At 36.0% G+C, this 13,191-nt stretch carries 6 protein-coding genes; 4 read left to right on the top strand and 2 right to left on the bottom strand.

Annotation, left to right across the window (positions count from 1 at the left end):
- Positions 1-22 precede the first annotated feature (22 nt).
- On the bottom strand, positions 23-3,109 hold the full coding sequence (locus tag MR053_RS10990) for a SusC/RagA family TonB-linked outer membrane protein (RefSeq protein WP_242132481.1): 3,087 nt from the start codon (positions 3,107-3,109) through the stop codon (positions 23-25).
- A gap of 199 nt (positions 3,110-3,308) precedes the next feature.
- Here MR053_RS10990 and MR053_RS10985 point away from each other — a divergent pair, with 199 nt between their 5' ends.
- The 4 genes from MR053_RS10985 to MR053_RS10970 are packed head-to-tail and all read left to right on the top strand — an operon-like array spanning position 3,309 to position 11,261.
- The gene (locus tag MR053_RS10985) at positions 3,309-7,307 is read left to right on the top strand and encodes a hybrid sensor histidine kinase/response regulator transcription factor (protein WP_242132480.1); all 3,999 of its coding nucleotides are present in this window, start codon (positions 3,309-3,311) and stop codon (positions 7,305-7,307) included.
- A gap of 10 nt (positions 7,308-7,317) precedes the next feature.
- The gene (locus MR053_RS10980) at positions 7,318-10,866 is read left to right on the top strand and encodes an alpha-L-fucosidase (RefSeq protein ID WP_242132479.1); all 3,549 of its coding nucleotides are present in this window, start codon (positions 7,318-7,320) and stop codon (positions 10,864-10,866) included.
- A gap of 46 nt (positions 10,867-10,912) precedes the next feature.
- Entirely contained in the window at positions 10,913-11,083 is a 171-nt protein-coding gene (locus MR053_RS10975) for a hypothetical protein (protein ID WP_394800339.1), read from the top strand.
- Positions 11,061-11,261: a hypothetical protein gene (locus tag MR053_RS10970; protein WP_242132478.1), complete on the top strand. Its 201-nt coding sequence runs from the start codon at positions 11,061-11,063 to the stop codon at positions 11,259-11,261. Before MR053_RS10975 ends, MR053_RS10970 begins: the two co-directional genes overlap by 23 nt.
- A 679-nt stretch (positions 11,262-11,940) precedes the next feature.
- Here MR053_RS10970 and MR053_RS10965 read toward each other — a convergent pair.
- A complete protein-coding gene (locus tag MR053_RS10965) occupies positions 11,941-13,191 on the bottom strand; it encodes a type II toxin-antitoxin system HipA family toxin (protein ID WP_242132477.1) in 1,251 nt (416 codons plus the stop codon).

Below are 13,191 nucleotides of genomic sequence, written 5' to 3'. Positions count from 1 at the left end.
TTTATTCTTTATTTCAATTCTTTTAAAAGCTTAGGTTAAGTCCAGCTGTAAAGGTTTTAAGAACAGGACTGGAACCACCAACTTGACCTGCATTTTCGGGGTCTAAACCAACCCAATCTGTTTCTGTAAATAAATTTTTTCCTGTAACGAAAATCTTAAGGTCTTTAACGCCTAAATAATCCTTTAACTTAGAATTAAAGTTATATGACAATGTTATATTCTGCAATCTTGCAAATGCCCTATCTTGCCAAAAACCATAGCCAAAAGGATTTCCGTAATTAGGTCTTGGCACTACATTACTTTGACGATCTGGTCTCCAATATTCACGCCCCGCAATCCATCTGCCAACTGTTGGCACAATAGGAAGAAATGCAGTTCTATTACCTGCTAGATAATAATTGTCCTTACCTCCACCTGCTATAATATTAATATCAAAATATAGTTGAAAGTTATTATAGGTAAGGGTATTTGAAATATTAGCCCTATAGTTTGGTACGCTATAACCAATAACCGACCTATCGGCTCCATTAATTTGTCCATCTGGTTGACCCGTTAAGTTTCCATCATCATCAAAACCATCTATATCTCTTATTTTCAAGTCTCCAGGTGACACGCCAAACGTATTGATATAATCTGTATCTTCAGTTTGTACGATACCATCTACTGTATAATCGTAAATCGCTCCTAATGACTTACCTATAAACCAACGGTTACCAATATCATCATCTTCAACGCCATCACCATCGGCATCTAATCCTGTTAGACTAACCAATTTATTCCTATTTAATGAAAATACTATACCCGTTTTCCATTCAAAATTGCTGTTCTTAATGTTAATCGTATTTAAAGATACTTCAACTCCTTTATTATCCACCTGACCAATGTTTGTTATTACACTGCCAAAACCAGTAAAAACAGGAAGCTGAAGGTTTTGTAGCTGATCTGTTGTTTCACTTTTATAAATGTCTATATCTCCTGACAATCTGTTGTTGAACAATGAAAAGTTTACACCAAAATTAAATGATTTGGTGGTCTCCCATGTTAACGATTTATTGGCCAAACTTGAAGGAAATGAGGTATTGAACGTTTGTGATCCAAAAACGGTTGATCCGCCCCCTACATTTGCTAAAGTTGAATAGGGCGAAATAGCTTGGTTTCCATTCTCTCCATAGGACATCCTAAACTTTAAAAAGTCAATTGATGGTATATTATCCTTTATAAAAGATTCTTCACTTGCAGTCCAAGCAATAGATGCCCCGGAAAAATTTCCAAACTTAAATCCAGGAGCAAAAGCTGAATATCCATCTCTTCTATAACTACCTGTTAAGTGATAACGTCCTTTATAGGAATAATTCAGCCTTGCCAAATAGCCTACATTTGAGAAGTCGGTGTAGTTAGATACTCCACTTTTTTTCTCTGGATTTGCTAATTCAAGCCCGTAAAAACCTAAGACAGTACTTCCTGCACTTCCAAAATCAGCACCACTAAATTGAACTGTTTCTTGTCTCGTGTAATCTCTTGTGTAACCTAAAACCGCATCAACCCTATGATCTCCGAATGTTTTTTTATAGGTCAATAAATTATTCATTACCCATCCTTGAGAGGTATTGGTTCGAAGAAAACCTCCAGCATTACCTAAAAATCTCGAAGGATCATTCAATTGATCAGGAACATCAGGGTCAACAAATTTGAACTCATGTGCAAATCGGGCCAAACGCGATACATTTCTTCGCCCTGTGTAGTCGAAACGGAAGGTCAAACCTTCAATCTTTGGAATATCCACCTCAACATATCCAGTACCTCTAATACCCCATTGCTTATCCATATCATCATCATACATACCGGAACCTCCTGAATTGGGATTACCCCAAAATGGATTGTAAAGAAAATTATTTGTAGGAAAACGATCCAAGACTTCTCCTTCGCGGCCATCTAGCCATTTATTACTATAAGGCGTATAATAGGTCGCTATATATATGTCTGGTGAAATACCTGTAAAATCCATAGAGTTATAGTAAATATTTGCCCCCACTTTAAGCCAATCGTCAATTTTTGTTTCTAACTTAGCTGTAACACTGGGTTTCTTAAAACTATCGTTGGCCAATACCCCTTTTTGATCTAAAAAACTACCTGACAGGTAATAATTGGTTTTATCGTTACTACCTGATACACTCAACTGATAATTTTGAATTGGTGCATACTGAGAAATCTCATCAAACCATTCTAACTGCTGACCATTTTGATAAGCTTGATATTCTTTAGGATCCAAAATATTTTGAATACTTAAATCTTGTTGTCCTGTAAGACTTAAATTATATGTTCGCCAGTCCAAAAACTCTTCTCCCAACATCATATCAGGTATGCGACTCCATTCCTGTACACCAACATAGTGATTTAAATTAATTGTTGGTTTACCGGTCTTACCTCTTTTTGTAGTGATAAGAATTACCCCATTGGCTGCCCGTGACCCATAAATAGCTGCCGAACTGGCATCCTTTAATACATCTATTGAAGCAATATCATCACTAGGAACCTCATTTAATCCCCCATCGAAAATAACACCATCCAATACAATCAAAGGTCCGTTACCACCGCTAATTGAATTTTGCCCTCGTATAAGTAAGCCTGGAGTTCCCCCTGCACTTGCTACCGCACCTATGCTTACGCCAGGAACTGTACCCTGCAAGGTTTGTAATACATTTGTAGTTGGCTGTAAGGCTATTGGCGAGTCTTCAATCTTAATACTGGCAACAGAACCAGTAATGTCCTTTCGAGTGGCGGTTCCATAACCTATAACCACTACTTCATCCAATTTAGCCGCATCCTCTTGCATAATCACGTCTACTGTTGCTTGGTCTCCAACCACTTCTATGGTCTTCATACCAACATAAGAAAACACCAAAATGCTCCCTTGGCTAACCGCAATTGTATAGTTTCCATCAAAATCCGTAAGTGTACCATTTGAGGTACCTTTTTCCAAAATGTTTACCCCAGCAAGAGGAAGACCCGATTCATCAGTTACCTTACCAGACACATCTATAGAGATTGTTTGCGCAAAAGTCCAGTAACATGACAAAATCAAGAATAAAAAAGTAAAGGTTTTTTTCATAATTCCATAAATTTGATTGTTAGTTATTTTTATTGTCAAATACAATGTTAAGGTTTTCTTAATGCTAACATTAAAACAAATTCTTGATTGTCTAGCACAGGTTCATAGCACTACAACAAATTCAGGATTTAATAGCATATTTTCTGATTTTATTAAATAATAGCTTATAATAATGTAATTTTAGACTTAAATACATTGTATGTCACGCTATCCGATCCGTGTTTTATTAATATTGGTTTTTACAATTAACGTATCATTAATAAATGCACAGTTCATAAATTATGGTATTAAAGAAGGCTTATCATTTAAAAGCGTTGACCACTTAATAACAGATGATGAAGGTCTTATTTATGCGGGGACAAATGAAAGCCTAGATGTTTTATATGGTAATGATTTTAAACCCATAAAACCCCTTGAATCTAAAGAAGTTAGAAACCATATTACTTCTTTACTTTTTTTAAAAAAAGGATATATACTAGTTGGCATTGCTCAAAAAGGCCTGTTTTTGTATAATAAATATAACGAAACCCTAAATCGATTAAACCTAAACCATGATGTTCACGAACCATTGTCTCTAACTGCTCTCACTTTAGACAACAAAGGTGTTGTTTGGGTTGGATGTAGTGATGGCAGTGTTTTTACAGTAAAAATTGACCAAATAAAACCCAATCAAGTCAACAACTCAAAAATAGAAGTAACAGAGGTGGCTGAATTGCCTTTCCAAATTAATGATATTTATTCATTCGATAACGAAATTCTAATAGCTTCAAATGCTCCAGAATTAATCCATATTAAAAACAGAAATGAAAAAATTATTCTACTTCCCCATATTTATTTAGAAAATGCTACCAAAATATACCAGGTAAAGCATGTTGATAGCACTTTATTAATTGGAACCGACAATGGGCTTTTTAAAATAGATCGTTTTTTGGAATATCAATCAAACAACAACCATATTAGACCTTGGGTATTACCCCAAAATATTATCCGTTCCCTTTCTGTCCATAAAAATATTATATGGGCGGGCACAGAAGGCAACGGCCTTTTTAAGCTTAGCCCGAACGGAAACATACTTAGTAATTTTACATATTCTGAAAATAAACGTAGTAGTATAAACTCAAATTATATACTCAAAACGCTTGTAGATAAGTCCAACCATTTGTGGATAGGCACTTGGTTGGGAGGATTAAACATGCTGGACCTTAATGAATCTAAATTCAGATTTGTCTACGATAAAAAAAATGAAAATAACCTGTTTTCAAATGTATTATGGTCTTTGGAAAAAACGCTTAATGATGAAATTTACATAGGAACACATGGTAACGGTTTGGCGGTCTACAATAGCAAAGAAAAATCATTTGAATCAATTCTGAAAACAACATCCATAAATTCTATTAGTACAATTTACTTTGATTCGAATTCTGGCATATTATTTATAGGGACCTGGGGAAATGGCATTTGGACATATAATACCAATACCCATAAACTTGTAACCGATAGGTATGATTTTGAATTACTTAAAAACGATAGGATTTACGCCATTACCAAAGGCCCAAGGGGCAACTTATGGATAGGAAGCTATAACAACGGCCTTATGGTCCTTTTGCCCAAAGAGAAAAAACCGAAACCAATAACCCTCTCAAACAGTTCCCAAGATAAAATTGATGTTAGATGCCTATATACAGATACGGCAAACGACAGGCTTTATGTAGGTTCGCTAAAAAAAGGCGTTTTCGAACTCACGCTTGATGGGAATGGAGAGATAACAAATCGGAAACACTTAGAGCACTTTACCGACAATAATGAAAAAATAAGTCCCGAAAGTATGTATATGGGAGAAGACTCAAATCTCTGGTTACTTTGTCGTAATGGGCTTGGTATGATAACTAATAACGGAAAGGCTAAAAGGTTACCACAACTACAAGAAAAAGTGGCAACAGCCTTGTGCAAAGACAAGCAAGGAAATTTTTGGGTAAGCACCTACGAAGGTATATTTAAAATCAACAAAGAAAGTTTAACAGTAGAACCAATTATAAAAGGGCATAGTTTTTATGACCTCCTTTTTATTGAAAAAGAAAATTTGGTTTTAGCAGCATCAGATGATGGACTACTTATAGCCAACCCACAAATTAACCAAACACCAAAATCTGCTTCAAGTATTTTTTTTAATAATTTAAAAGTATTGGATCAAGATATTCTACCAAATAAACCTGTATGGAAAACTACTATTTTAACCGAACGTCTCAATTACTCAGATACAATAACACTACCCTATTTTGCACAAACATTCTCCTTTAACATAAGTAATATTTCCTATAATAAAAACCAACAAAGTAAAATTCGATATAGGATAAAAAACTTTGATGCACTTTGGAACGAAACCAACAATAAATCGGCCAACGTTTCCTACTCGAACCTGCCATCGGGGAACTACATATTTCAAGCCCAAGCCACAACCGAAAACAAAGCATGGAATTCGAAAATTAGAGAACTTGTTATTATAAAACAAGAACCTTGGTGGTTTAACTTTTGGGCAAAACTGATATATTCCATTTTTTTGATAAGTAGCGGTTATATTGTTTTCAAATTCATTAGAGAACGTATTAGGATTAAACAGGAACTTAAAATTGAAAAAATCAAGCACGAACAGGAAAACAATCTACACGATCAAAAAATTTCGTTTTTCACAAATGTTTCCCATGATATTAGAACGCCCTTAACCTTAATTATTGGTCCTATTGAAGAGGTTGTGTCAAATCCAAAAATTGACCATGAGGTATATACAAAGTTACAACGTGTTTTAAAAAACTCCAGAATGCTTTTAAACCTAGTAAACCAAATTCTAGATTTTAGAAAGGTAGAAACCAAAAACTTAAACATTAACAAAAAACAAATAAATCTTAACCATTTTTTACAGAACACCTATTATCAATTTAATGAACAGGCCGATAATAAGTCTATTGATTTTGAACTGAACTTACAGGAAGACGAATTGACCTTGGTTGCCGATCCCGTAAAATTGGAATCCATTCTCTTTAACTTAATTTCCAACGCCATTAAGTTCACTCCCAAATATGGACACATTCTTATAGAATCTTTTAAACAAAAAGAAAAAATCATTATTGTCATTCAAGATTCTGGTATAGGAATCCATCCAGATGAAATTAATCATATTTTTACTAGATTTTATACCTCTAAACTTAATAATTTTTCATCGGGAACCGGCATAGGCATGGCTTTAGTGAAAAGTTATATAGAGGCACACAATGGCAGTATCCAGGTAACCAGCAACCTTGATTCTGGAACAAAATTTATAGTGTCCCTTCCCGTTTTGGATACTTCATTCTATGAAGAACACGTTAATCATCCTATAATAGATTTGCAAACAGATGCGCCCAAATTAATAAACAGTACATCAACACTAGAGAAAAAGAGCTCCATCCTCGTAATAGACGACAATCCTGAAATACTAAATTACCTCAAGGATATTTTAAAGAAAAACTACAATGTGCTAACGGCAGATAATGGGGTATTAGGCTTGGATATAGCCATTAAGAAAATTCCTGATCTTATTATAAGTGATGTGATGATGGATAATATGGATGGCTTTGAACTATGTGGTCAATTAAAGAGCCATATTACAACTTCCCATATACCCATCATACTTTTAACAGCAAAAAACTCACCAGAATCAAGAATTGAAGGGTTTGAAAAAGGCGCAGATGCCTATATCGAAAAACCCTTTAACAGGAACCTACTATTGATTCGTATTGAAAAGATTATACTATCAAGGGAAAAGCTCAAAAAGAAATTTTTGATTTCAGATAGTTTCTCTGGAGATGCTATGCCATCATCTATTGATAAGGAAATTTTAGACAACATTGTGGCACAAATTGAAAAGCATATCTCAGAGTCTGATTTCTCGGTACAGAGCCTAATCGATATCGTTAACATGAGCCAAGACCAACTCTATAGAAAAATTAAAGCACTCTCTGGACTTTCCATTAACCATTTTATAAGAAAAGTGAGGTTGAACAAAGCTGCAAAGCTTATTGCAGAGGGCAGACATTCTATAAGTGAAGTGGTTTACAAAGTTGGATTTAACAATCCCTCTTATTTTACCAAATGCTTTAAGGCTGAATTTGGCATGTCCCCAAGTGATTATATCAACGAAAAAAAAAATGTTAACCAGAATTAATTAAGGATTTATGAAGCGGATTTTAAAACTATATGCATTAGCAATACTCATTATTTCACTATCTTCCTTTAAAACGGAAGAGGTGCACTATTTTGTTTCCACATCTGGAAACGATTTATACAGCGGCACAAAAGCAGCCCCTTTTGCCACGTTGGAACGCGCGTTGAAACAAATACAAGATGATAGGCAAAAAGGTAACTCTTCTATAGCCAAAGTTTATTTTAGGGGTGGTATCTACTATTTTCAAAATACAGTAAAAATCAATGAAACCCTTTCCAATATACATATTCAACCCTATCAGTCCGAGCAGGTCATATTTTCGGGCGGTATTGAAATTCCTTCAAAATTCATTAAAAAAAAGAATAAAAGTACTTTTAATAATCACTACAGTGTCAATTTAAAACATGTAGGTATTAAAAACTACGGTACTTTACGCCATGTCGGATTTGCCCGTCCTTACGGTCCGGCTTGGGGTGAACCCTTTGTTAACAAAAAGCCTCTACATCTTTCCCGCTGGCCAAACCAAGGTATGGTTCCCATGGGAGAGGTATTGGATAAAGGCTCGGTGCCAAGAAACGACGATTTCTCAAATCGGGGTGGGATTATTAAGTACAGTGATGCCCGAATTAATAAATGGGCCAACGAAACAGATGCATGGATGTCTGGATATTTTATGTGGGGATATGCCGATGATATGGTAAAAATAGCATCCATCGACACTAAAGTAAAAACCCTTAAAACAGCATCAGCTACTTTGTATGGCTATGGCGACAATAAACCATGGCGACAATGGTACGGCGTTAACATACTAGCGGAACTAGATGCCCCCGAAGAGTATTATCTTGACCGTAAAGAAGGAGTACTCCAGTTTATTTTAGAGGACGATGACATAGAGTCGCTGGAGTTTTCAATACTCGAAGCCCCATTTTTTACTATTCAGAACACCATGCATATACTGATTGAAGGTATTCAATTTGAATGCTCCCGAGGATTGGGCATTACTATGGACAATACCCACAATGCAACCATTAAGGACTGTGTTTTTAGAAATCTTGGCAGTATAGGCATTTTGGTAGGCAAGGGCGTAGAGCCATTTAATAAGTACAGACATGAGGGGACGGGAAAAGTAAAATCCGGTATTGTTGGCAGTTTGCAACAACACCTTTACGCCAATCCAACCCAGTACCGTGAATGTGGTAAAAATAATAAGATCATAGGGTGTGAATTTTACGACCTAGGCGCTGGAGGCGTTATACTTGGCGGCGGTAACTTAAAAACACTGGAAAAAGGCAATAATAGTATTGAAAACTGTGTATTCCATGATTTAAACCGCATAGAAAAATCGTATCGCCCTGCTGTCCACTTAACCGGTGTGGGTAACACAGTAAGGCATTGCGAAATATACAACACCCCAAGTATGGCCATATACCTTATGTTTGGAAACGACAATATAATTGAGTACAATTACATTCATGATGTATGCCTTGAAGTAGAGGACCAAGGTGCTATTTATTACGGGCGTAACCCTGCCGAACGTGGTAATACAGTGCGATATAACTATTTTGAAAACATCCCGGACCATTACAACACCTGTGCCGTTTATCACGATGACGGTGCCTGTGGCATGACCGTATTCGGCAATGTTTTTTATAAAGCAGGTAAATGGAACGCGCTCATAGGTGGCGGATCCGATAATGTCTACAGTAACAATATTTTTATTGGCAATAAGATTGGCATACATGTGGACAACCGCCTGCAAAACTGGTCCAAGGCTTTATTGGATAAAGACGGATTATTTGAACAACGATTAAAGGCCGTTAACTTTAAAGCCCCTCCCTACAGCGATAGGTATCCCGAAATTGTTACTTATTTTAAAAACCCTGAACTTCCTCAACGAAATTTAGTAGAAAACAATGTTTTTGTAAATGTCGAACAGTTATTAGATGGAAAAAAAGAATGGCTCGACTACAAAGACAATAATTGGCCTACAGACCAAAATATTGCTTTTGCAGATTGGGATATTCAAAATTTTAATCTGGGTTCAAATTCAGAAGTTTACAAAAAATTACCCGATTTTAAAGAAATACCATTCCATAAAATAGGGCTTTATGAAACCAAAAGCATAAAAAGTATTAGAAAGAGAAATGGGTTAAGGGTTAGTGTAAATGAAAACAACATTCATGAGTGGCAAAAAATACAAGAAAGACAATTGGCTTACCAAGTAAAAGACCCAATAATTAATAACATTTTAAAGACCATTTCCGAAGATAGTAAAGCGGTTGTTTTTCCAAATCCCAATACAGGAGCCCAGTGGTTTGGTGAAGGCCATTTTGGCTTGTTTATGCACTGGGGTCCACATAGTACACAAGGTTCACAACCTTCTTGGGCAATGATTAAAAATTATCCGCATGGTTATGAAGAAAAGTATGCCAATCCTGAAGACTACTTTGCCCTGGCAGAAAACTTCCATCCAACCGATTGGGATCCAGACAAGATTTGCAAAGCGGCTAAAGAAGCTGGAATGACCTACGTAGTACTAGGAGCCAAACACCATGATGGTTTTGCATTGTGGCCCTCTACTTACGGAAATTATAACATTAGCACCTATGTTCCCGATGCTGATTTGTTAAAACCCTATGTAGAGGCATGTCGTAAATACGGTTTAAAAGTGGGATTCTATTTTTCTCAACGCGACTGGCATTTTCCAAACTATCCTTTGGGAGACCAGAATTTTAATTTTAGAACTCGAAATAAATTTCCCTTAGTGGATTCTGAAATTGACTCGATGAGGTATAAAAATTGGTGGGCATATACTATTGGACAGTTAAAAGAATTATTGACGAATTATGGACAAATAGATGTGTTATGGTTTGATGGCTTTTACTGGCCGGGAAAAGAAAAGGAAGCTTATACTGATGGTCTATTTAATTGGATAAGAACCTTACAGCCTAGTATCGTTGTAAATGACAGGTGGTACAAAATGCGTAGTCCCGATGCAAAGGAAGAAGAAATAGGTAAAGGCGATTTTGCCACGGTTGAATGGAAGGAGCCGGAAGAAGGTATAAATAAGTGGTGGGAATTTACTACTTCATGGTGTGGTTCATGGGGCTACTCCCCTTTACGCTTCGGTGCAAAAGAAGCCTTGGATAAATTGATTTTAGCCAGAAGCTTAGGAGGTAATTTCCTTCTTAACATCGGACCCTCTGGCAACGGTGTCCCACCAAAAGATTTTTACAAACATATGGCAAAATTGGCCGAATGGATAGTTCCAAATAAAGAGGCCTTATTTGGAAAAGAACTGCTCCCTGCCCCTAAAGAATGGGCTAATGTTCCCATTACTAAAGATAGGCATGCCCTATATTTACACTTATTACCGAACAGATTAGATGATAAGGTTTCATTATTTTACAACGGGAAAATTGGTAGAGTAACGAATATATCATCAGGTAAAAAAATTAACACAGAAAAAGCAAAAAATGGCTATAGCTTTTCTCTTAAAAAAAGCAAACTTGATTTTGATACATACCAAGTGATTAAAGTTGAAATAAAGAAGCTATAAGAGAGTATCAAAATTTTTCAAAACTTTACGAAATATTGGTATTGCATTGGCTACTGCAGGCGGTACTATCATAACTGCACCTATTTCGATGCCTGCCATTGTGGTAACCATTGCTACTTATATGACCGTTGCAGGAACTGTGGCCAATGCAGTAAGTCAAGCGGTTGTTGCTGATGATGAAAACACAGAAACTGATGAGATTGACGATGGACTATAACACCAAATCTGCCATTATTGGTGGTACTTTCTTTTCAACAATAATGAATATTGGTGTTGAGGATTTAATTACTACCGTAATTTTGGCCATGGTTGGTGCTATCGTAAGTTTCTTCGTTTCCTTACTCCTAAAAAAGACAATCACTTTTCTTGGGGCAAAGTTTCGTAGGTGGAAGTAATTATTAATGTTAAGTGATTGGAAAGATAAATAAAGGGCATTTTCTAAAAAATGCTCTTTTTTTATGAGCGGGTGTTGAGGTGGGTAAATGAAAAGAGCGATACCCTGACAAGGGATTGAGCGAATGTAATGCATCCTACCGCAGACACAAGGCAAATATTAAGAATTGCTGTAACCTACACAGTTGAAATGGGTGGTGGGGAAAAGTGGCAATCTTGTGTGTTCTAAACTTCAATGTCGGTTCGTAATTTGCGGCTGGTGAGCGGATATTTTACATAATGGCGTTATAGTACAGAAACTAAATGAATGCTACTATAACTACCCGTTATGTAAACATAGCTTTGGGTAGTTTTTGGTGTGAGGGTTAGAAATAGCTCTTTGATTTTTTGCTTAACCTAATTTTGAAAATAAATCTTTAAGCAAAACATGCAATGTGCTGTGTGAGGTATGCAGCCAAAAAATACAAGAGCGCTGACACGCTTATCAGCTTCGCACGGGATAAACTCTGCAAACCAAAAGATATTTCAACTTCTCTCAATACAGGTTACGGATTTTTTCTTTTCCAACAAACTGTGTTTTGGTTTGTAGGGAATTATCTTAACTAATACTCCATGTATTTTCAAACATAATAGGGTTGCTTTTAGTTTAAAATCTTACTTGATTACTTTTACATTTCATCATTAAACATTAAATGCTTTTGACATAAAAGTCTTTTCTTTATTAGATATACCAATTTCTTTTGCCACCTCTTTCCAGGTTGCTACTACAGTCAATACTTCTTGAATAATTTTATCCATTTGCTTGTCATCCAAACGGAAAAACTCACCTACACTTTTTACTAAATCATAGTCAAGTGCATTATTATCCATATCAATATTAAGTGCCAAACCATCTTTATCTATGGATGGATTCAAATCATAGGCTGGCGATAATACCCAACCTTGATTGGTTAAAATAAATCCATGGTTTCTTAAATGGTCGTCAGTATTTGAAATAGCTATATTGAATACTATTCTACGCCACAACTGCTCTAAATTATCGTTAATCATAGCCCCATGGTTTTGAATGAATTCAGCTAACTCCAAATAACTTACTGGATTATCTCTTATGGTATCTTCATTATTTCCTGTCATAGTCATGGCTGATGCAAAATGAAGTCTACATCCTTCTTCACGATCAAACCTTTTGGTAAAAAATGTATTGAAACTACCACTAATCTTTTCAATTTTTGATGGCGCCATATGGATTCCTGCCTTTATTGCTAATTGATATGCCAGATATTCCCACGCGGCTTTGTCTACGGTATCGTTTTTTGAAGGAAACTTTGCAATCCATAACTCCTTATTTTCATCTAATATATTAGCTTTCGGTCTTGCCCCTCCCAAAGAGGATCCCGGTGCCATTAAAACAGCTAACCATTTTCTTACTTCATCATTGTCCTCTTCAATTTCAAAATTTTTTGCTGCTTCTTGCAACTCTCTAATGGATGACCACGGTGGTGTTGGATTTAGTTCATTATCATCTAAAAATGGTCCTTCTGGGTCTAGTTTAAAACGCAAAGCTCCCATTCGACTTTCGTCATAAACTCCTAATAAATAATCAATTTCGTATAGTGTTTTTGCCTTTTCATTATTTACAGCTGCTTGTTGTGACGCCCTACGCTTCATAAGTGTGCGTCCCCAAGTATCAGGCATACTATCCAAGAAAACACCAAAATTTTCTTTATTGTTTGGGTATTGTGGGCCACTATAGAATTGAATATCCGGATCCAATAGCATTTGTTCTTTAGATTTCAACCAATCTTTATCATATTCAAAACTGAATGCTTTCTTTCCTTTTGCATACAATGCAGAAAGCACTCCCATTAATTGCGGTTCTTCCAAACCTTTCCAATGTGCAAAAATGTATATGTCTTGTTTACCAGTTGCCAT

It is taken from the genome of Aestuariivivens marinum (genome assembly GCF_022662175.1).
Lineage (GTDB): Bacteria > Bacteroidota > Bacteroidia > Flavobacteriales > Flavobacteriaceae > Aestuariivivens > Aestuariivivens marinum.
The sequence above is the reverse complement of the archived record's forward strand: the minus strand, read 5'-3'. Positions and strand labels throughout refer to the sequence as shown.

Coding starts and splice junctions, on each gene's coding strand:
- MR053_RS10990 (WP_242132481.1), bottom strand. CDS start 3,109: ATGAAAAAAACCTTTACTTTTTTATTCTTGATTTTGTCATGTTACTGG.
- MR053_RS10985 (WP_242132480.1), top strand. CDS start 3,309: ATGTCACGCTATCCGATCCGTGTTTTATTAATATTGGTTTTTACAATT.
- MR053_RS10980 (WP_242132479.1), top strand. CDS start 7,318: ATGAAGCGGATTTTAAAACTATATGCATTAGCAATACTCATTATTTCA.
- MR053_RS10970 (WP_242132478.1), top strand. CDS start 11,061: ATGAGATTGACGATGGACTATAACACCAAATCTGCCATTATTGGTGGT.
- MR053_RS10965 (WP_242132477.1), bottom strand. CDS start 13,191: ATGGCAACTGGTAAACAAGACATATACATTTTTGCACATTGGAAAGGT.